The sequence below is a fragment of the Alloalcanivorax xenomutans genome (genome assembly GCF_032810065.1).
Taxonomy (GTDB): Bacteria; Pseudomonadota; Gammaproteobacteria; order Pseudomonadales; family Alcanivoracaceae; genus Alloalcanivorax; species Alloalcanivorax xenomutans.
In genome coordinates this window covers 1,977,236-1,998,710 of record NZ_CP136538.1, presented here as the reverse complement: position 1 = coordinate 1,998,710, position 21,475 = coordinate 1,977,236, and the positions used below count along the sequence as shown (strand labels likewise).

18 protein-coding genes are annotated in these 21,475 nt (G+C 63.2%); all 18 read right to left on the bottom strand.

Annotated features, from left to right (window positions below; all coding sequences use genetic code 11):
• Nucleotides 1–2: 2 nt before the first annotated feature.
• A complete protein-coding gene (truD, locus tag RYH70_RS09345; RefSeq protein WP_244168523.1) occupies nt 3–1,085 on the bottom strand; it encodes a tRNA pseudouridine(13) synthase TruD in 1,083 nt (360 codons plus the stop codon).
• Nucleotides 1,072–1,554, bottom strand: coding sequence for a 2-C-methyl-D-erythritol 2,4-cyclodiphosphate synthase (gene ispF / locus RYH70_RS09340; RefSeq protein WP_022994553.1), 483 nt, complete (start codon nt 1,552–1,554; stop codon nt 1,072–1,074). Before ispF ends, truD begins: the two co-directional genes overlap by 14 nt.
• On the bottom strand, nt 1,551–2,270 hold the full coding sequence (gene ispD, locus RYH70_RS09335; RefSeq protein WP_317010107.1) for a 2-C-methyl-D-erythritol 4-phosphate cytidylyltransferase: 720 nt from the start codon (nt 2,268–2,270) through the stop codon (nt 1,551–1,553). The genes ispF and ispD overlap by 4 nt, the downstream gene beginning before the upstream one ends.
• Nucleotides 2,254–2,568, bottom strand: a complete 315-nt coding sequence (locus tag RYH70_RS09330) for an FtsB family cell division protein (RefSeq protein WP_026949951.1) — start codon at nt 2,566–2,568, stop codon at nt 2,254–2,256. The genes ispD and RYH70_RS09330 overlap by 17 nt, the downstream gene beginning before the upstream one ends.
• A gap of 43 nt (nt 2,569–2,611) precedes the next feature.
• The gene (gene eno / locus RYH70_RS09325) at nt 2,612–3,901 is read right to left on the bottom strand and encodes a phosphopyruvate hydratase (protein ID WP_022994550.1); all 1,290 of its coding nucleotides are present in this window, start codon (nt 3,899–3,901) and stop codon (nt 2,612–2,614) included.
• 25 nt (nt 3,902–3,926) lie between these two features.
• Nucleotides 3,927–4,775 carry a 3-deoxy-8-phosphooctulonate synthase gene (gene kdsA, locus RYH70_RS09320; protein ID WP_022994549.1) on the bottom strand — a complete coding sequence of 283 codons (849 nt, stop codon included), beginning with the start codon at nt 4,773–4,775 and terminating at the stop codon, nt 3,927–3,929.
• Between the two features lie 3 nt (nt 4,776–4,778).
• Nucleotides 4,779–6,404, bottom strand: a complete 1,626-nt coding sequence (locus RYH70_RS09315) for a CTP synthase (RefSeq protein WP_022994548.1) — start codon at nt 6,402–6,404, stop codon at nt 4,779–4,781.
• A 370-nt stretch (nt 6,405–6,774) separates the two neighbouring features.
• A complete protein-coding gene (gene tilS / locus RYH70_RS09310; protein WP_080530865.1) occupies nt 6,775–8,043 on the bottom strand; it encodes a tRNA lysidine(34) synthetase TilS in 1,269 nt (422 codons plus the stop codon).
• The gene (accA, locus tag RYH70_RS09305; RefSeq protein WP_022994546.1) at nt 8,043–9,014 is read right to left on the bottom strand and encodes an acetyl-CoA carboxylase carboxyl transferase subunit alpha; all 972 of its coding nucleotides are present in this window, start codon (nt 9,012–9,014) and stop codon (nt 8,043–8,045) included. The genes tilS and accA overlap by 1 nt, the downstream gene beginning before the upstream one ends.
• Before the next feature lie 153 nt (nt 9,015–9,167).
• Complete coding sequence (dnaE, locus tag RYH70_RS09300; RefSeq protein WP_233918125.1) at nt 9,168–12,671, bottom strand: DNA polymerase III subunit alpha; 3,504 nt, start codon at nt 12,669–12,671, stop codon at nt 9,168–9,170.
• Nucleotides 12,672–12,709: 38 nt separating this feature from the next.
• Complete coding sequence (rnhB, locus tag RYH70_RS09295) at nt 12,710–13,348, bottom strand: ribonuclease HII (RefSeq protein WP_172800735.1); 639 nt, start codon at nt 13,346–13,348, stop codon at nt 12,710–12,712.
• Entirely contained in the window at nt 13,345–14,490 is a 1,146-nt protein-coding gene (gene lpxB, locus RYH70_RS09290; RefSeq protein WP_022994543.1) for a lipid-A-disaccharide synthase, read from the bottom strand. The genes rnhB and lpxB overlap by 4 nt, the downstream gene beginning before the upstream one ends.
• 1 nt (nt 14,491) lies before the next feature.
• Nucleotides 14,492–15,262 (bottom strand): acyl-ACP--UDP-N-acetylglucosamine O-acyltransferase, encoded by a 771-nt coding sequence (gene lpxA / locus RYH70_RS09285; protein ID WP_022994542.1) that lies wholly within the window; start codon nt 15,260–15,262, stop codon nt 14,492–14,494.
• Nucleotides 15,263–15,648: 386 nt separating this feature from the next.
• On the bottom strand, nt 15,649–16,086 hold the full coding sequence (gene fabZ, locus RYH70_RS09280; RefSeq protein ID WP_014994279.1) for a 3-hydroxyacyl-ACP dehydratase FabZ: 438 nt from the start codon (nt 16,084–16,086) through the stop codon (nt 15,649–15,651).
• Nucleotides 16,087–16,164: 78 nt separating this feature from the next.
• Nucleotides 16,165–17,193 carry a UDP-3-O-(3-hydroxymyristoyl)glucosamine N-acyltransferase gene (gene lpxD / locus RYH70_RS09275; RefSeq protein WP_022994541.1) on the bottom strand — a complete coding sequence of 343 codons (1,029 nt, stop codon included), beginning with the start codon at nt 17,191–17,193 and terminating at the stop codon, nt 16,165–16,167.
• A 3-nt stretch (nt 17,194–17,196) separates the two neighbouring features.
• A complete protein-coding gene (locus tag RYH70_RS09270; RefSeq protein ID WP_022994540.1) occupies nt 17,197–17,694 on the bottom strand; it encodes an OmpH family outer membrane protein in 498 nt (165 codons plus the stop codon).
• A 75-nt stretch (nt 17,695–17,769) separates the two neighbouring features.
• Entirely contained in the window at nt 17,770–20,133 is a 2,364-nt protein-coding gene (bamA, locus tag RYH70_RS09265) for an outer membrane protein assembly factor BamA (RefSeq protein ID WP_022994539.1), read from the bottom strand.
• A complete protein-coding gene (rseP, locus tag RYH70_RS09260; RefSeq protein ID WP_022994538.1) occupies nt 20,130–21,443 on the bottom strand; it encodes an RIP metalloprotease RseP in 1,314 nt (437 codons plus the stop codon). Before rseP ends, bamA begins: the two co-directional genes overlap by 4 nt.
• Nucleotides 21,444–21,475: the final 32 nt, after the last annotated feature.

Genomic DNA, 21,475 nt, shown 5'->3' with positions numbered 1-21,475 from the left:
TATCAAAGCCTTTCCCGCGAGCGCCGCTCCGGCCCGCGAGTCTCCAGCAACTCCGCCAGCACGGTGGTGGCGAAGGCCCCGGCCGGCAGGTGGAAAGATAAATGCAGGGTATCGTCCCTGCTGTCCCAGTCGAGGCCGGACACCGGCAGGCGGGTGGCGCGGCGGGCCGCGTCGACGCCCTGCCCCGCCAATCCCTCGATGACCGCGGCCCAGGGGGCCAGCACGGTCTGTTCCAATACTTGGCAAGCGCCCGATGATGCCATGCCCCCGGCGCCGGGCAAAGGCCCGGTGGGATGAACTTCCCCGGCACTCAAGCGGGTTTCGGCGTCCGGTTCATCGGCGGCGGCGAATAATCCACGGCTGCCGTCCGGTTGCAAAAGGTCGCCGTCCAGCAGCCGGTCCCAGCAGCCACCACGCACCCGCTCCGCCAGCACCGCATTGAACAGCCCCGAGCGCACCGCCGACAGCCACAGGCCGCGCAGGGTGCGTTTGCGAGGTGCCTCGCCCTCCCCGCTCAGCCACGCCAGTCCGCGCTGCCAGTTACTGTCGTCACGGCCAAAGCGCTGCTCACCGAAGTAGTTGGGCACGCCCAGGCGGGCGATCAGCGCCAGACGCTCCGCCAGCGCCGCCGGATCCGCCTGGACCTGACGCAGACACAGTTGGAAAGCATTGGCGCGATGGGTGCCGCGATTCAACTTGCGCCGGTGGCGGCGAGCCTGCAACAGCCTCAACCCCGGCGGACAGTCCAGGTCAGGGTCCGGTTTGCCGGGTAGATGGAGACTGAACCACTGGCGGGTAATGGCCCGGCGGTCCTTAAGCCCGCTGTAGCCCACCGAGAGACGATGAATGCCGGCCTGCCGGGCCAGCCACAACGCCACGTCCTCGGTATTCCAATCGGTTTTCTCGATCTCCAGCCAGAGGTGCTCGCCCTCTCCTTCCGGCGTCACTGTCATGATCTCGTCGACGCGAAAGTCAGCGAACTGCTCCCGCATCAGGGCACGCCCCAGCGGCGCGCCATGAGCCGGCGGCCGCGCCGGGGCGCCGACGGTGTTCAAAATGGCGCCATTCAACTCAGTCTCGTTCAAGCAACACCACCGCCTGCACCGCGATACCTTCGCCCCGTCCGGTGAAGCCCAGCCGTTCCGTGGTGGTGGCTTTCACCGACACCGCGTCCAGCGCCAGCCCCATCAGGTCGGCGATACGTTCACGCATGGCCTGCACATGGGGAGCGATCTTCGGCTGCTGGCAGATGATGGTCAGATCCAGATTCAGCGGCCGCCAGCCTCGCCCGGTGACATCCTTGAGCACCGCTTTCAGCAAGACGGCGGAGTCCGCGCCTTTCCAGCGCGGATCGGTGTCCGGAAAATAATGGCCGATGTCACCCAGCGCCAGGGCGCCGAGCAGCGCATCGCTGAGAGCGTGCAGCGCCACGTCGCCGTCGGAGTGAGCTTTCAGGCCACGCTCATGGGGAATGCGAATACCGCCGAGGACAACGTGATCGCCGTCATCACTGAAGGCGTGAACGTCGAAACCCTGACCAATACGCAGGCTCATGATGACTCCTCCTGGCCGGAGTCCAGTCCCTGGCGGCGCAGATAAAAGCGCGCCAGTGGCAGATCTTCCGGTACCGTGATCTTGATGTTGTCGGCGTTTCCGGCCACCAGACTGGGCCGCCAGCCACGCGCTTCCATGGCCGACGCTTCGTCGGTGATGGCGTCACCCGGCACCGCCAGCGCCTCGGCCAGGGCCGCGGCCGGGAACAGTTGCGGGGTCAGGGCCCGCCAGATCAGATTGCGATCCACGGTGGCATCGATGCATTGGCCAGGGCCCGCCCGCTTGATGGTATCCACCACCGGGCAGGCCAGGATTCCGCCCTGCTCTCCGACGCCCTCGATCAGCTTCTGGATATCCGACAGACGCACCAAAGGGCGCGCCATGTCATGCACCAGCGCCCAGGCATCCGGCGCCTGCTCCAGCACCGCCTGGAGCCCGGCGCGCACCGATTCGGCGCGACTGGCGCCACCGGTGACGGTGCGGATACGCGGATGATCATGGAGTGATAATCTTGACCACCAGGGGTCGCCCTCGGCCACCGCCACCACCACACCGGACAAAGGCGCGAACGCCAGCAGCCGCTGCAGGGTATGTTCCGCCAGGGTGCGCCCTTCCAGTGTCAGATATTGTTTGGGCAGGCTGGCGCCCATACGCGCGCCGACACCGGCGGCGGGCACCACCGCGTACAAAGGAAAAGGCTTAACGCTTGTCGTCACGGGGTGTGTCCGGTTCCAGGATCAGGAAGAAGGTCTCGCCATCACGGATCATGCCCAGATCCTTGCGTGCCAGCTCTTCCACCGCATCGCTGCCTTCCTTGAGATCACGGACGTCCGCCGCCATCAGGCGATTCCGTTCGCTAAGCGTCTGGTTTTGTTCGGAGAGCGCCTGAACCTCCTTTTTCAGGGTCGCCACATGGCGCAGGCTGCCCTCCCCGAACCACAGGCGCGCCTGCAGTACCACCAGCAGCAAAGCCAGAACGGCGAGCATGACCTGGCGGGCCGGGGACAGTTTCATGGGCAATCCTCATCACGGGCGGCCGCCGGCCGCCCGTCACTCCTCACAGGAATTTGAACTCTTTGCGGCCTTTGTAGGCGGCACGGCCCAATTCCTCTTCGATACGGATCAGACGATTGTATTTGGCTACCCGGTCGGAGCGGCACAGGGAACCGGTTTTGATCTGGCCGGCGGCGGTGGCCACCGCCAGGTCGGCGATGGTGGTGTCGGCGGTTTCACCGCTGCGGTGGGAAATCACCGCGGTGTAACCGGCGTCCTTGGCCATCTTGATGGCGTCCAGAGTTTCCGACAGGGAACCGATCTGATTGAACTTGATCAGGATGGAATTGGCCACGTTCTGGTCAATCCCCTGCTTGAGGATCTTGGTATTGGTGACGAACAGATCGTCCCCCACCAATTGCACCCGGCTACCCAGGGTCTGGGTCAGGATCTTCCAACCGTCCCAGTCGGATTCATCCATGCCGTCCTCGATGGAAATGATCGGGTAACGGTCACACAGCTCGGCCAGATAATCACTGAAACCGGCCGCGTCCATACTGCGTCCTTCACCGGCGAGCACATACTGGCCGTCCTTGTAGAACTCGCTGGAGGCGCAATCCAGGGCCAGGGTGATGTCGTCACCGGCCTTGTAACCGGCCAGATCGATGGCCTTCATGATCGCTTCCAGGGCCGCTTCGTTACTGGGCAGGTCCGGAGCGAAACCGCCCTCGTCACCCACCGCCGTGCTCAGGCCCTGCTTTTTCAATACGCTCTTGAGGGCGTGGAACACCTCGGCGCCGTAGCGGATGGCCTCGGCCACGGTGGGAGCGCCCACCGGCTGGATCATGAATTCCTGAATGTCGACGTTGTTATCGGCGTGCTCACCACCGTTGATGATGTTCATCATCGGCACCGGCAGGGAGTACTCGTTGTCGTCGTCCTGTAGATCGGAGATGTATTCGTACAACGGTTTTTGCTGGAATTGCGCCGCGGCCTTGGCGGTCGCCAGGGACACCGCCAGGATCGCGTTGGCGCCGAGACGGCCTTTATTGTCGGTGCCGTCGGAGTCGATCATCAACTGATCCAGCTCACGTTGGGCGACGGCATCGCGGCCCACCAGCAGTTCGCGGATCTCGGAATTGACGTTGCCCACCGCCCGGGTCACACCCTTGCCCAGATAGCGGTCTTTGTCACCGTCACGCAGTTCCAGTGCTTCGCGGGAGCCGGTGGAGGCACCACTGGGAGCGCAGGCACTGCCGCTGGCGCCGGATTCGAGAATCACATCGGCTTCAATAGTGGGGTTGCCGCGGGAATCCAGAATTTCGCGGGCCTTGATGTCGACGATCTTGGACATGGGAGAGTTACTCCAGAATTTCAATTCAGTCGTTGTCGAAGGCGGGGAATGCCTTGACCGTATTATCCAGGGTTTGCAACTGCGCCAGGAATGGCTCCAGGCGATCCAGACGCAGGGCGCAGGGGCCATCACATTTGGCGTTGTCCGGGTCGGGATGGGCTTCCAGGAACAGGCCGGCGATGCCCTGACTGATACCGGCACGGGCCAGTTCCGCCACCTGGGCGCGGCGGCCACCGGCGGAGTCGCTGCGGGCACCGGGCATTTGCAGGGCATGGGTGACATCGAAGAACACCGGATAACCGAAGGCCTTCATGATGCCGAAGCCGAGCATGTCCACCACCAGGTTGTTGTACCCGAAGCTGGAGCCCCGCTCACAGAGGATCAGCTGGTCGTTACCGGCTTCCTCGCACTTGTGCAGAATATGGCGCATCTCTTGGGGCGCCAGAAACTGGGGCTTCTTGATGTTGATGATGGCATCGGTTTTTGCCATCGCCACCACCAGATCGGTCTGCCGGGCGAGAAACGCCGGCAATTGAATGATGTCCGCCACTTCCGCCACCGGTGCCGCCTGATAAGGCTCGTGCACATCGGTGATCACCGGGCACTGGAAGGTCCGTTTGATCTCCTCGAAGATCTTCAGCCCCTCATCCATGCCCGGCCCGCGAAAGGAATGCAGGGAGGAGCGGTTGGCCTTGTCGAAGCTGGCCTTGAACACCCAGGGGATCCCCAGCTTTTCGGTGACACGGGCGTAATGCTCCGCCACCTGCAGGGCCAGGTCCCGGGATTCCAGCACGTTCATACCGCCGAACAAGGCCATCGGGGCGTCATTGGCGAAGCGCAGACCGTCAAGCTGGATGGTTATCTGGCTGCTCACGGATTAACTCTCCTTGTGGGCCAGCGCCGCTTCCACGTATCCCTTGAACAGACCATGGCCGTCGCGGGGCGTGGAGGTGAATTCCGGGTGGAACTGGCAGGCCACGAACCACGGGTGGTCCGGCACTTCGATCACTTCCACCAGTTCGCCGTCGTGGGAGCGGCCGGCAATGCGCAGACCGGCGCCTTCCAATTGCGGCAGATAGTTGTTGTTGACCTCGTAGCGGTGCCGGTGACGTTCAACGATATGAGAACGGCCGTAGCACCGGGCCGCCACGGAATCCTCTTCCAGCACGCATTCCTGGCCACCCAGACGCATGGTACCACCGAGATCGGAGGTTTCCGAACGCAGCTCCTTGCTGCCATCCTCGCGCGTCCACTCTGTAATCAGCGCCACCACCGGTTGCGGGGTATCCGGTCTCAGTTCGGTGGAATGGGCGTCTTTCAGGCCGGCTACATGGCGGGCGTATTCGATCAGCGCCAACTGCATGCCCAGGCAAATGCCCAGATAGGGCACCTTGTTTTCCCGGGCGTAGCGGATCGCCGCGATCTTGCCCTCGGTGCCCCGGTCGCCGAAACCGCCGGGCACCAGAATGGCGTCCACCGACGCCAGCTCACCAGTGCCGTTACGCTCGATGTCCTCGGCGTCGATATAGCGGATGTTGACGCGCGCATGGGTGGCGATGCCGGCGTGCATCAGCGCTTCGTTGAGCGACTTGTAGGCGTCCGCCAGCTCCACGTACTTGCCCACCATGCCGATGGTGACTTCGTGCTGGGGATGCAATTGGGCCTCCACCACCCGGTCCCACTCGGACAGGTCCGGCTGCGGCAGATCAAGGCCGAATTTTTCCACCACGATGGCATCCAGCCCCTGCTCGTGCATGCCACGCGGAACCTGGTAAATGCTCTTGCAGTCCGGCGAGGAGATCACCGCGCGGGCTTCCACATTGGTGAACAGCGCGATCTTCTCACGGGCGCTCTGCGGAATCGGGTTATCGGCACGGCATACCAGAATGTCCGGCTGCAGGCCGATGGAACGCAGCTCTTTCACCGAATGCTGGGTCGGCTTGGTTTTGATCTCGCCAGCGGTGGCGATGTACGGCACCAGCGTCAGATGCACCAGCAAGGAACGGCTGGAACCCAGTTCCACACGCATCTGCCGCACCGCTTCCAGGAATGGCAACGATTCGATGTCGCCGGCGGTGCCGCCGATCTCGACGATGGCCACGTCGGCGTCACCGGCCCCTTCCTGGATCTTCAGTTTGATTTCGTCGGTGATGTGCGGGATCACCTGCACGGTGGCCCCCAGGTACTCGCCGCGGCGCTCCTTGTCCAGCACGTCCTGGTAGACGCGGCCGGTGGTAAAGCTGTTGCGGCGGCTGAGCCGGGTACGGATGAAGCGCTCGTAGTGCCCCAGGTCCAGGTCGGTTTCGGCGCCGTCCTCGGTGACGAACACCTCCCCGTGCTGATAGGGGCTCATGGTGCCTGGGTCCACGTTGATGTAGGGGTCCATCTTGATCAGAGTGACCTTCAGACCACGGGCCTCGAGCAACGAGGCCAGGGACGCCGAGGTGATCCCCTTGCCCAGGGAAGACACCACACCGCCAGTGACAAAAATATAACGTGCCATGCACCCACCAGAATCAGTCATGGATTGAACGTGCCCAAGCCGTCCCGACAACTTCATATTCATCGACCGTGCCACTGATCTTTCCACAACCTGCCCCAGGCCCCAAGCCCCGGAGGTGAGAAAGCGCCAACGAAACACCAAAAAAAATACCTTTGCTCACCGCAGTGGGCAAAGGTGTGTTCTGTTTCGGCTTGGAACGGACGTACCGCCGGGTCTCGGTATTCCTGAAATATCAGGGAGTTGGGCTACGTCAGGATGGGACGAAATAGTAACAGAACGGCTGCCGCCAGGGAACCACTGTCGCAACGTGAAAACGGGTAAAAACGTAAAAGGCGGCAAGGGCGCAAACGGCTTCGTGGCCCGCGCCCGTCTACCAGCGTAACTGCCACGGCCGGCAGCGGCGCCGGTCCACGCCATCGGCGACGCCGATCATCGGCACCGACACCAATTGACCCTCCTGATACAGCAACGGCCATTGGCGGCGACGCCAGGGCGGCACCCCGGCCACGCGCCACAACTCCGAGACCTGCTGATGCTGCCCATGACGGCGCAAACGCTCACCGCCGGCGAAAGGCCGCAGTTGCACATCACCGGGAGGTACCCACAGGGTCACCTCGCCTTCTCCCGGAAGCAGACGCCAGAGGCCGGGATCCGGGGGCTCATGACCTTGGCGCCAGTCCAGAGGTCCGCTGAGCGGCCGCAGGTCACGGTCGTGGAGCAGATAGAGATCACCGCGATAGCGGCGCAGGGTGTGGCCGGCCCACGTCACACTGGCCTCCCGGTCCGCCGGCGCCCGCAGCAGGCCGTGGATCTGCCCGGTGACGGCCAGGGACGGCGGCGGCGCCCCCGCCTGGTCCAGCCACCAACGCAGCACATTATCCTGGCGTTCACGGCTCAGCGCCGCCAGCCCCTCCAGGGGCAGCCGATCCCTTGCCGCCGCCAACGCCCGCGCATCCTCGGCGGCCCTTTCGTCCAGCAAGGCAGCGGCGTCGGCCATCACTCCGGCGGTGCGAGCCAGGATCGCGGGGGCGCCCGGCCAGGTGGCGGCCAGGCGGGGCAGGATCTCATGACGCAGCCGGTTCCGGCGCAGACTGATATCAGCGTTACTGGGATCCTCCACCCACTCCAAACCCCGGCGGCGAGCCTCGCGCTCCAGCTGCACCCGCCCGAATGCCAGTAGCGGCCGCCACAGGGGCAACCCATTCAGCCAGGAGTACTCGGACATGGCCGCCAGCCCTTGTACGCCGGCGCCACGCAGCAGGTTCAGCAGCACGGTCTCGGCCTGGTCATCGCGATGGTGGGCGGTGATCACGGTGGCGCCGGCGGCCCGTTCGGTCAGCGCCTGGTAGCGGGCGGCGCGGGCGCCGGCTTCCAGGTTCACGTCGGCGGGCACACTGACCCGGATTTCCTCGAACGGCACGCCCAGTGCCTCGGCCCGGGTCCGGCAGAATGCCGCCCAGTCCTCTGACCGTGCCTGCAATTGGTGATTGACGTGCAGTGCCCGCAGGCGGCGACCGAGACCGGCCTCCACCAGCAGGTGCAGCAACAGGGAGGAATCAAGGCCGCCGCTGAACGCCAGCAGCAGAGGCCCGGGCGGGGCCTGGGCCGCCGACACGCGGGGGACGGCGGCGTCGGACATCACTCATCCACGGGGTCGCTGACGAAGTTGCCGTAGCTCATCAGGCGCTCGTAGCGACGCTGAATCAGTTCCGGCTGCTCCAAAGCGTCGAGGCTGTTGAGCGCGGCGGTCAGGGAGCGGCGCACGGCGTCGGCGGCCTGGTCGTAGTCGCGGTGGGCACCACCCAGCGGCTCCTGCACCACTTCATCGACGATACCCAGTTCGTGCAGGCGATTGGCGGTCAGGCCCATCGCTTCCGCCGCTTCCGGCGCCTTTTCGGCGCTGCGCCAGAGGATCGAGGCGCAACCTTCCGGGGAAATGGTCGAATAGGTGCTGTACTGGAGCATCTGCAAGTGGTCGCAGACGCCCAGGGCCAGCGCGCCGCCAGAGCCGCCTTCGCCGATCACGGTGGCGATGATCGGAACTTTCAATTGGGACATCACCCGCAGGTTACGGGCGATCGCCTCGGATTGCCCACGCTCTTCCGCGTCGATGCCGGGGAAAGCGCCAGGGGTGTCAATGAAAGTGAAAATCGGCATCCGGAACCGCTCAGCCAGCTCCATCAGGCGCAACGCCTTGCGGTAGCCTTCCGGATTGGGCATGCCGAAGTTACGGCGTACCTTTTCCTTCACTTCCCGGCCCTTCTGGTGGCCGATCACCATGATCGGCCGGTCGTCCAGCCGGGTGATGCCGCCAACGATGGCCGGATCATCAGCAAAGCTGCGATCGCCATGCAGTTCGTCAAAGTCGCCGAAAATGCGCTTGACGTAATCCAGCGTGTAGGGACGCTTGGGATGCCGGGAAAGCTGCGAGATCTGCCAGGAGGTCAGCTTGCTGAAGATATTCTCGGTAAGCGCGATCCCCTTCTCCTGCAGCTTGGCGATCTCGTCGGAGATACTGACCTCACTGCCGGTGCCTACGAGTCGCAGTTCCTCGATTTTGGCTTCCAGTTCCGCAATAGGTTGTTCAAATTCGAGGAAATTCGGATTCATGTGCTACCCCTTGTCACAGTGCGCTCAAGTGTAGCCGCAATACAATGACAGCGTCGAGATACCCGGCTGGGCGTAAAGTTGCAAGTTGTTACCGGACGCCACTCCAAGCCTGCTCGCCGGCTTTTGCGCGTCCGGTGGTCCGGCGTCGAGCCGTCAGTATTCCAGCTGCACCGACGTCTCGCCAAAGCGGTTGCGCAGTTCATCCACCAGGGCTTCGTGGGGGCTGATTTTCCACTCGTCGCCAAGCGACATGGCCACATCCGCTTCCTTGTGAGCGAGCCGCAGCGTCACCGGGATCGCCCCGCCCCGGTAAGGCGCCAGCAGCCGGTCCAGGGTGTCCGGCAGTTGCTGCTCCACCGGTACCGACACGCACAAGCGGCGGGCGAACACCTCACGGGCCTGGCGCATGTCCATGACCTCGTCGGCCACCAGGTTGAAACCGCCAGAGTAATCGTCGTTGCGGACCCCGCCGCGCACCACCAGCAGGATATCCTTCTGTATACGTTCGCCGAACTGGGCAAAGGTCTTGCCGAACACCGATACTTCCAGCCGTCCGGTCTTGTCGTCGAGGGTGACGAAGGCCATGCGCTCGCCGCTGCGCTTGCTGCGGGTAATGCGCAGTGCCACCACCAGTCCGGCCACGGTGGCGGCCTCGCCCTTGGCGGTGGGTTGCAGGGCATTGAAGCGGGCGCTGACGAATTGCCGCACCTCGTGCTCGAACTGGTCGATGGGGTGACCGGTCAGAAACAGGCCCAGGGTATCGCGCTCGCCGTTGAGACGCAGTTCGTCATTCCACTCGCGGGCCGGCCTCCATTCCACCACCGGTGTTTCGGCGGTCTGCATGGAGCCAAACAAATCCATCATGCCGGCTTCTTCGTTGCGGGCATCCTGTTCCGCCGCGGCGATGGCATCCGGCAGGGTCGCCAGCAGCGTGGCGCGATCACGGAAATGACGGTTCGGCCCGAGCTTGTCCAGCGCTCCGGCACGCACCAGGGCTTCCAGGGAGCGGCGATTGATCTTCTTCAGGTCGATACGGCGGCAGAAGTCGAACAGATCGTCGAATCCATCGCTGTCGCCGCGGGCACTGACGATGGCGTCGATGGGGCCTTCGCCGAGCCCCTTGATCGCCCCCAACCCGTAGACGATGTCGCCATCGGGGTTGACGGTGAAACGATAGCCACAGGAATTGACGTCCGGCGGCAGCACCTTGAGGCCCATGGAGTGACATTCATCAATGAAGGTCACCACCTTGTCGGTGTTCTGCATATCGGCGGAGATCACCGCCGCCATGAACTCCGCCGGGTAATGGGCCTTGAGCCAGGCAGTCTGATACGCCACCAGGGCATAAGCGGCGGAGTGGGATTTGTTGAAGCCGTAACCGGCGAACTTCTCCACCAGGTCGAAGATCTTCATCGCCAGATCCGGATCCACGCCCTTCTCTTTCGCGCCGCTTTCGAAGATCGCCCGTTGCTTGGCCATCTCCTCCGGCTTTTTCTTACCCATGGCACGGCGCAACATATCCGCGCCACCAAGGGTATAGCCGGCCAGGACCTGGGCGATCTGCATCACCTGCTCCTGGTAGAGGATCACCCCGTAGGTGGGCTTGAGGATCGGTTCCAGCCATTCATGCTGGTATTGCGGATCCGGGTAGGCCAGCGGCTCACGGCCATGCTTCCGGTTGATGAAGTTGTCCACCATGCCGGATTCCAGTGGACCAGGGCGATACAGCGCCACCAGGGCGATGATGTCCTCGAACACGTCGGGCTTGAGCTTCTTGATCAGCTCCTTCATGCCCTGACTTTCAAGCTGGAACACGGCGGTGGTGTCTCCGCGCTTGAGCAGATCGAAACTGGGCGCGTCGTCCAGGGGGATCCGCTCGATCTCCAGCGGCCCTTCCCCTTCCCTCTGGCGGCGCACGTTCACCGCCTTCATCGCCCAGTCGATGATGGTCAGGGTTTTCAGGCCGAGGAAGTCGAACTTCACTAGCCCGGCTTGCTCGACGTCGTCCTTGTCGTACTGGGTGACCAGGTTTTCACCGTGCTCGTCGCAGTGCAACGGCGCGAAATCGGTGAGTTTGCCCGGCGCGATCACCACGCCGCCGGCGTGTTTGCCCACGTTCCGGGTCAGGCCCTCCAGTTTGAAGGCCATCTCCATGATTTCATTGACCGCTTCCTTGTCCGGGTTGCCGTCGTCCTCGAGGAAATCCCGCAGCGTCTCTTCCTGCTCCAGTGCCTTGGACAGGGTCATCCCCGGAGTGCCGGGAATCATCTTCGAGAGCCGGTCGGCCATGCCGTAGGGCTTGCCCTGCACGCGCGCCACGTCCCGCACCACCGCCTTCGCCGCCATGGTGCCGAAGGTGATGATCTGGCTGACCGCGTCACGGCCGTATTTGTCGGCCACGTAATTGATCACACGGTCGCGTTTTTCCATGCAGAAATCGACGTCGAAGTCGGGCATGGATACCCGTTCCGGATTGAGGAACCGCTCGAACAGCAGGTCGTAGGCGATCGGGTCGAGGTCGGTGATCTTCAGTGCGTAGGCCACCAGGGAGCCGGCGCCGGAGCCCCGCCCGGGTCCCACCGGCACCTGATGTTCCTTACCCCACTGGATAAAGTCCGCCACGATCAGGAAGTAACCGGGGAAGCCCATCTGATTAATGATGTCCAGCTCGAACTTGAGGCGGTCGTCGTAGACCTTGCGGCGCTCGGCGTAGTCCGGCGCCTGCGAATCGAGAATCTTGGCCAGCCGCTCCTCGAGCCCGTCCCGGGACACTTTCTCGAAATACTGTTCGATGGTCATGCCTTCCGGCACCGGGAAATCCGGCAGGAAGTTCTTGCCCAGGCGAATGTCGAGGGTACAGCGGCGGGCAATCTCGACGCTGTTTTGCAGCGCCTCCGGCAGATCGGAAAACAGCTCCGCCATTTCCTCCGCGCTTTTCAGGTACTGCTCTTCGGAATATTTTCGTGGCCGGCGCGGATCATCCAGGGTGTTGCCGTCATGAATGCAGACCCGCGCCTCGTGGGCTTCAAAATCCTCGCGCTTGAGGAAACGCACGTCATTGCTGGCCACCACCGGGATGTCCAGCTCCGCCGCCAACGCCACGCTGGCGTGCAGGCAGTCCTCGTCACCGGGGCGCTGGGTGCGTTGCACTTCCAGGTAGTAACGGTCGCCAAACACGGTTTTGTATTCCGAGGCCCGCTCCCGCGCCAGATCGGTCTTCTCCGCCAGCAGTAATTTGCCCACGTCACCAAAACGGGCGCCGGACAGCACGATCAGCCCCTCGTTGAGTTCCAGCAGCCACTCGCGCCGGATCAGTGCCCGTTCACGCACCTGATTGGTCTGCCAGGCGCGGCTGATCAACAGGGTCAGATTGCGGTAGCCCTGTTCGTTCTGCACCAGACAGGTGATATAGCTGGGCTCGTCTTCGGGATCGTCCGCCTGCACCCAGAGGTCGGCGCCCATCACCGGTTTGATGCCGGCATTCTGGGCATTGGAGTAGAACTTGATCAGTGCGAACAGGTTATTCTCATCGGTGACCGCCACCGCCGGCATGCCCTGGGCAGCGCAAGTCTTGACCAGTTCTTTCACCCGCACCACCCCATCCACCAGGGAGTAGTCGGTATGCAATCGCAAATGGACGAAACGAGGTTCGCTCACGAAAAAAGCTCCTTGATTCCCGCCACGGCTGCGGCGGGTCAGTTCGATTCGATCAGGGCCGCTACCGGGCCGAAGGAACGGCGATGTTCGGGCAAGGGACCGAGCCGGCGCAGCGCTTCCAGGTGCACCGCGGTGGGATAGCCCTTGTGGCGATCGAAGCCGTAATCGGGATGCCGCTGGTGCAACGCCACCATTTCCGCGTCCCGCGCCACTTTGGCGAGAATCGACGCGGCCGCGATTGCCGGCACCCGGCCGTCCCCTTTCACCACCGCTTCCGCCGGGCAAGCGAAGGACGGGGTCCGGTTACCGTCCACCAACACCGCTTCCACGTCAATGGGCAGCGCCTCCACCGCCCGGACCATGGCCAGGTGAGTGGCGTGATAGATGTTCAATTGATCCACTTCCGCCGCCTCGGCGCGGCCCAGGGCCCAGCCTCGGGCCCGTTCGCGAATCAATTCCGCCAACCGCTCGCGGCGTTTGGCGGTGAGTTTCTTGGAATCCGCCAGCCCTTCTATGGGCCTTGCCGGGTCCAGCACCACCGCGGCGGTCACCACCGCCCCCACCAGCGGACCACGGCCCACCTCGTCAACGCCGGCCAACACCATGCCCGGTTGCCAGGCAAAGGCGCTGGGCACGAACGGTTCGTTCAGATCATACTCAGGAAAGGGATGATTCATCGCGGCCTCTCCAACAGGCCGGCGACGGCCTCGGCGGCCTTGACGCTGGCGCCGCCACGCAAGGCCTCATGCACCCGGGTGAAATCCTCCCGCAACGCGGCCACCCGCCGCGGTTCATGCAACCAGCGATTCACTTCCCGCGCCGCCGCCTCGCCGCTCAACTGATCCTGAATCAGCTCCGGCACCATGGCTTTCCGGCAGAGCAGATTGGGCAAGGCAACGAACTCGCTCTTCACCAGCCGTGAAACGATGGCATAGGTCACCGCGCCCACCCGGTAGCCCACCACCATGGGTTTTTTCAGCAGCAAGCCTTCCAGGGTGGCGGTGCCGGAAGCCATCAGCACCACATCAGCGGCCGCCATCACCGTGCGGCTGTGCCCATCCACCACCGTCACTGGCAACGCCGGTGCCGCCCCCAGCGCCAGTTCGATCTGCTCGCGGCGGGCCCGGTTGGCGGCGGGAATAACAAAACGCAGCGCCGGATTGTCCCGTTGCAGGCGCACCATGGCGTCGAGGAACGGCGGCATCAGTTGCGATACCTCTCCGCCGCGACTGCCCGGCAGCACCGCCAGCCACTGGCTGTCCCTGGCCAGGCCCAGCTCATCGCGGGCGGCGGCGGTGTCCACATCCAGTTCGATCATGTCCGCCAGCGGGTGGCCGACGAAAGCCACCGGCACACCATGCTCCTCATAGAACAGCGCCTCGAACGGGAACAGCGTCAACATCAGGTCCACGTCCCGGCGGATCCCCTTGACCCGCCCCTGCCGCCAGGCCCACACCGACGGGCTGACGTAATGAACGGTGCGCAGACCGGCGGCGTGGGCGCGTTTGGCCACACCCAGGGTAAAATCCGGGGAATCGATGGTGATCACCACCGCCGGGCGCTTTTCCAGCAAGGCGTCCACCAACTGACGGCGCAGACGGAACAGTTCCGGCAGGTGCGCAAGAACCTCGGTGATGCCCATCACCGACAGTTTTTCCATCGGAAACAGGGTTTCAAAACCAGCGGCGATCATGCGTTCGCCGCCAACACCGAAGAAACGGGCATCCGGGTAACGCGCCCGCAAGGCCTCGATCAGGCCGGCGCCGAGAATATCGCCGGAAGCCTCGCCGGCCACCAGGGCGATCAGCGGCGCGTCCATATCAGCGAGTGATGCCCCGGGTGGAATCACGCAGGGAGTCCACGAACAGCTTCAGCTTATCGCACTGCCCGGCTTCCGGATCCAGCTCCGCCAGCGCCTGCTCCAGGGTCATGCCCTGGCGGTAGACCACTTTGAAGGCCTTGCGCAGACGGTTGATGACTTCGCTGTCCCATCCGCGCCGGCGCATGCCCTCGAAGTTCATGCTGCGGGCCGAGGAAGGATTGCCGCCGACCATGACGTAGGCGGGGACATCCTTGACGATCAGACTGCAGCCGGCGGACATGGCGTAGGAACCAATGTGGCAGAACTGGTGAATACCGGTCATGCCGCCGAGAATCACGTTGTCGCCGATGTGCACGTGGCCGGCGATGCCGGTGGCATTGGCGAAAATATTATCGTTGCCGATCATGCAATCATGGGCCACATGCACCGTGGCCATCAGCAGATTGTTGTTGCCGATGCGGGTCAGCCCCTGATCCTGCACGGTGCCGCGGTGAATGGTGACGTGCTCGCGAATCACGTTACCGTCACCGACCTCCAGACGGGTGGGTTCCCCCTGATATTTCTTGTCCTGGCAGTCCTCGCCCACCGAAGCGAACTGAAAAATGCGGTTATTGGCGCCGATGCGGGTCGGCCCCTTGATCACCACATGGGGGCCGATAACAGTGCCGGCACCGATGGTGACGTCAGGCCCGATCACGGAGTACGGCCCGACTTCGACGTCCGCCGCCAGGTCCGCTTTGGGATCGATAATGGCTGTGGGATGAATCATAGGTATGCGTGTCCACCCTGGGCTGGTGTGTCGTTCCGAATGGTGCAATCGCCGCAAGTATAGCCAAGAGCCTGTTTACGATCTATTCGCCACCGCGTTGCCGCTGTAAAAGCCGCCAGAGGGCGTTGGGGACTGCAGGCTCTGGTGGTTCCAAAGTCAAAGGCCACAGCGTCCTCTGGCGGCTTTTCAAGCGCAACCCGAAGGGCCGGGTCCCTTTTGCCGCCAGACCGCGATTACGCTTGTTTATGTAGAATGACTACATCGCACAATCGAAATCACGCCCTGACGACAAAATGAACTCCGGCGCGGCGGTGAATAGATCGTAAACAGGCTCTAAGAGCCCAAAAGGCGGCGATGGCCGTGACGCCCGCCCGAGCGGGCGTGAATCAGACTTTCTGTTCCGCCACCAGCATGTCGGCGGAGGCCACCAGTTGGCCCTCCACTTCCGCGCGGCAGGTGAACTTGAGGATGCTGCGGCGCAGCATCAGCCACTCGGCATGCAGCGTCAAACGATCACCGGGCACGACCTGACGCTTGAAACGGGCATTGTCCACGCCCACCAGCAGGTAGATGTAACCATCCGCCGGGCGCTTGTTCTCGGTGACGAACCCGAGGATCCCGGCGGCCTGAGCCATCGCTTCGATGATCAGCACGCCGGGCATGATCGGTTCCTGCGGGAAATGGCCGTTGAAGAAGGGCTCGTTGATCGTGACGTTCTTGTACGCCTCGATGCGCTTGCCCGGCTCCACGTTCACCACCCGGTCCACCAGCAAAAACGGATAGCGGTGGGGCAAGTATTCCCGCACCTCGTTAATGTCCATCATGATATGTATTCCGAAAGCAAAAACCCCCTGTCGGGGGCGTGACATCCGATCGTCGCTGGGCCTGACGCGGCCTGGGATTCAGTCTTCGCTGCTCCCGCCCCGCGCCTTTTCCAGACGACGAACCCGCCGGGACAACTCGTCCAAGTGGCGAAAACGCGCCACATTACGGCGGTAACGGTCCTGTTTGTCCACGGGCAGCGCCGACCCGTAAGTGCCCGGCTCCGTGATCGAACGGGACACCAGGGACATGCCGAGAATCTGCACCTGGTCACAGATTTCCAGGTGACCCGAGATTCCCACCGCGCCGCCGATCATGCAGTAGCTGCCGATACGGCTGCTGCCGGCGATGCCGACCTTGCCGGCCAGAGCGGAATGATCGCCGATCACCACGTTGTGGGCCACCTGAATCTGATTATCCAGGATCACCCCATTGCCGATCACGGTGTCCTCGATGGCCCCGCGATCAATAGTGGTGCCGGCGCCGATCTCCACGTCCGCGCCGATACGCACACCGCCCACCTGCGCCACCTTGGTCCAGCCCGCGCCGTTGAAGGCAAAGCCGAACCCGTCCGCGCCGATCACGGTATGGGAGTGAATGGTAGTCCGCGGCCCGATGGTAACACCATGATAAATTGTAACATTCGGCCAGATGCGCCCTTGCTCGCCGATGCGCGTACCGGCTCCGATGACGGAATTGGCCATCACCACGGTGCCTTCACCCAGCACCACATCAGCGTCGACCACCACATTCGGCCCCAGCGATACCGACTCCGGCACCGTCGCTGAAGGATCCACCACCGCGCTCGGATGGATCCCGGCGGGCACCGGCGGCGCGGTATCAAAGAAATGGCTGGCTTTGGCGAACGCCAGGTACGGATCCTTCACCACCAGAGCGGGTACCGGGCAATGCTCCCGTTGATCCGCGCTCAGCAGTACCGCGCCGGCGCTGGTGTTCTCCAGGAAGGCACGATAGCGCGGATTGGCCAGAAAGGTGAGCTGGTGTGGACCGGCGGCACCAATGGTGCCGAGGCCACTGACCTCGACGTCCGCCGGACCATGCAGTTCCGCCTCCAGCTCCCGGGCGAGAAATTCCAGAGTAACCGTCATCGATTATTTCATGCGATTGAGTTGCTGGGTGACGTCCTTGGTGATGTCCGGCTCATCGCCTTTCAGGTACACCACCGCCTGGCCATTGAGGACCATGTCCAGATTACGCTTCTTGGCCACCGCTTCCACCGCTTCACGCAGCTTCGGCTCCATCACGTCCAGGATTTCCTGCTGGCCGCGCCCCAGTTTCTTTTGCGCGGACTGACGCAGGTTCTGCACTTCGATCATCTTTTGCTGTCCCTGGGTCTGCAAACGCTGGCGTTCGTCCTCGCCCATGGTCATGCCTTCCTTGTCGAGGCGGTTGCGCAAGCCTTCCACTTCCTTGCCCAACTGCTCCAGCCGCGCCTGGTCGCCCTGCAATGACGATTCCAGTTTGCTGTAACGGGTCTTGAACTCGTCGGCCTCCTGCAAGGCACCGATCGGATCCACCACGCCAATGCGCATTTCCGCGCTGGCCAGCACCGGCAACAACATCAGTACAACAAGCAAGCTCTTCTTCATAACCGCTCCTAACACTTCCCTTCCCAATAACAACAAAGGCCCGGCGCCACCGGGCCAGCCTCTATCCGATCGCTATCAGAACGTTTGCCCCAGAGAGAACTGGAACACTTCGGTATCGTCGCCGGACTCGTTGTTGATCGCCTTGGCCAGGTTGAAGCTGAGCGGACCGATGGCGGTGAGCCAGCTCAGGCCGATCCCCACCGATGCCCGCAGATCCTGGACGGCGAAATCAGCGTCGATATCATCCCGTTTAGTCTCGAAAATATTACCCGCGTCGGCGAACAGGAAAGTCCGCACGCTGCGCGATTCCGCCGCGAACGGCGTCGGGAAGATCAATTCCACGCTGAGTTCGGTCAGCAGGTTACCCCCGATCGGATCGGGATCCGGGTCCGTTTCACCGCGTTGCGCATAATACAACGCATCGGACCGGGGACCCAGGGAGCGGGACTCATAGCCCCGGACCGAGCCGATACCACCGCCGTAGAACGCTTCGAAGAACGGCAGAACTTCGTTGTCGCCATAGCCGTCACCATAAGCGATGGCGCTGCGGGTACGCAGGGTCCAGCGGTTGGTGATGGGGAAATACTTCTCGCCGTCCCAGCTCAGTTTATAGAACAGGTAGTCGGAGCCCGGCACCGCCACTTCCAGATTCAAAGTGCTGGCCCAGCCACGGTCCGGCAGCACCCCCCGGTTAAGGGTGCTGGTGCGCAAGGTGGCGTTGGTCTTGATCTCGTCGAAGGTGCGGCCTTCTTCTTCCATGAAGCGGGCGATGTCCACGGCGATGAATTCGCCGTCGGAAATCTTGGTGCGCTCCAGACCACCGCCGAAGCTCAGACGGGTGTATTCGGAAATCGGGTAGCCGAAGGTCACCGAGCCGCCGGCGCGGTCCGCGGCATAGGAGGAGACCCGGGCCTCATCGAAATCAATCTTGGAGTAGTACAGGCTGAAGCCCCGGCTGACACCGTCCAGGGTGTAGTACGGGTTGTAGTGAGAGAAGCTGTAGGCGTCCCGGATATCGCTGCGGCTGAGCGCAAAGGACACCCGGTTACCGGTACCACGGAAGTTGTTCTGACTGATGTTGGCGCCGAACACCACACCGGAGGCATCGGAATAACCGACATTGGCGCCGATGGAACCGGACGGCTGCTCCTCCACTTTGTAGTTCACATCCACCAGATCATCGGATCCGGGCACCGGATCGGTGTCCGCCTGCACCGCGCTGAAGTAACCGAGACGCTCCAGACGCTGACGGGACAAGTCGATCAGCGCGGTATTGGCCGGCGCCTGCTCGAACTGGCGCATTTCCCGGCGCATCACTTCGTCGGCGGTTTTCTGGTTGCCGCTGTAGTTGATGCGGCGAACGTAAACCTTGCGCCCCGGCTCCACGTAAAACACCACGTCAACGGTGTTGTCGTCGTCGTTGGTCGCCTGATCGATGCCCCGCACCTCGGCGAAGGTGTAGCCTTCGTTACCCAGGCGGCGTTTGATCAGATCACTGGTGTAGGTCACCTGCTGCTGGCTGAAGACCTGGCCCTTGTCCAGCACCACCAGAGAGCGCAGTTGCTCCTCGTCCACCACCAGATCACCGGCCAGTTTGATGCTGTTGACGGTGTACTGCTCGCCTTCGTTGACGTTGATGGTGAGCGCCACCTTCTCCCGGTCCGGGGTCACCGCCACCTGAGTGGACTCGATGGAGAAGTTGATGTAGCCACGATCCAGATAGTACGACCGCAATTGCTCCAGATCACCGGCCAGCCGTTCGCGACTGTATTTGTCGTCGCCCTTGATGAACGACCAGAAGTGCGACGGCCGCAGATTGAAGACCTTGAGCAGCTCATCGTCATCAAACACGGTGTTGCCAACGATGTTGATGTCGTTGATGCGCGCCGATTTGCCTTCGTAGATGTCGATCTTCAGCGCCACCCGGTTCCGCGGCAGCGGCGTTACTTCGGTGCTGATATCCGCGCCATAGCGGCCCTGGGCCACGTACTGCCGCTCCAGCTCGCCGGAAATGGCCTCCAGGGTGGATCGCTGGAACACTTCGCCCTCCGCCAGACCGGCTTCGGTCAGCCCCTTGCGCAGGGCGTCCTCCTCGATCGACTTATTGCCGGACAGCTCGATACGGGCAATGCTCGGCCGCTCGGAGACCATCACCACCAGATCGTCGCCGTCGCGCCCCAGTTGCACATCCTCGTAATTGCCGGTGGCGAACAGGGCTTGCACCGACTGCACCACGCTTTGCCGGGTCACGGTGTCACCGGGCTGAATGGGCAAGGTGGCGTATACCCGCTCGACGGGGATGCGTTGCAGCCCCTCCACGCGAATATCCCTTACTTGAAACGGCACGGCTTCCTGGGCTTGTACCAGCGCGGGGCTCAGGGCCCCCAGAGTCAGCAGTACCCCGCCGAACAGGGTTTGGGTCGTTTCCCGGTATCTCATGAAAACTGTCGCACCAGATCGTTGTAGATGGCCAACAACATGAAACTCATCACCAGCGTCAGCCCCACCCCTTGAGCGGTGGTCAGGAACCGCTCGGGCAGGCTGCGCCCGCGAATCATTTCGATGATGCCGAAAAGAATCCAACCGCCGTCCAACATCGGCACCGGCAGCAGGTTGATAATGCCCAGGGTGATACTGAGGTAGGCCAGCAGCATCAGGAAGCTGAGAATTCCCACCTCCGCGCTCTGCCCGGCCACCTGGGCAATGGTCACCGGCCCACCGAGACTATCCAGTGGCAAGTGACCGGTAAACAATTTGGCGATGCTCGCCCACACCACGCCGGCCTGCTCGGCCAGGCGGCCGCCGGCGGCGTCCAGCGCCGACAACGGATTATAGCGCTGTTCGACGATACCACCGGGCAGCACTCCGAGCTGACCGACCACGCGATCTTCCACCGTCACCGGCTCCGGATGCAATGTCAGGGAATGCTCACGGCCATCACGCAGCACGGTGGCCGGCAGAGCCTGCCCCGGGCTTTCCTGCAGCTTCTGCCGCCAGGCGCTCCAGCCCGGCACCGGCTGACCGTCGGTGGTCAGCACCTGATCGCCGCTCCGCACGCCGGAGCGCTGGGCTCCGCTGTCCTCCGCGATCTCGCCGATCACCACCGCCGGGCTCAGGCCCAGCACCGGCAATGGCGACTGCTCCGGATCCTGGGACCAGGCGCTGATATCCAGTTGCCGGGTGCGCTCCTGGCCCTGGCTGTCCCGCACTTGCACCGGCACCGGCTCGGCATCACCCAGGTACAGCACCAGCCGCCCCATCACATCCTGCCAGGTTCGCACCTCACGGCCGCCAATACTGAGCATGCGATCGCCGGGTTCGAAGCCCGCCGCCGCCGCCGGAGAGTCCGCCGTCGGATTGCCCACCACTGGCGCATAGCCGCGTTCGCCAGCGGTCATCATCAACAGCCAGTAGATCAGGAAGGCGAGAATGAAATTGAATATGGGACCGGCGGCGTAGACGATCACGCGCTGCCAGGCGGGTTTGCCGGAGAACTCTTCTTCCAGGGTGGCGTCGTCCGGAATCTCGCCGTCCCGGCGGTCCAGCGGCCTGACGAAGCCGCCCAGGGGTATCGCGCTGATCACCCAGTCGGTGCCACGGCGATCGGTAAAACGGCACAGGCGCGGGCCGAAGCCGACGGAAAACGTCAAAACCCGCACGCCAAAGGCGCGCATGGCAAGAAAATGTCCCCATTCATGGAAGGCAACGATGACCAGAATGGTGACGATGAAAGCCAGAACCGTCAGCATTGATTGACCTCTGTGCAAGCCATCAGCGGCGG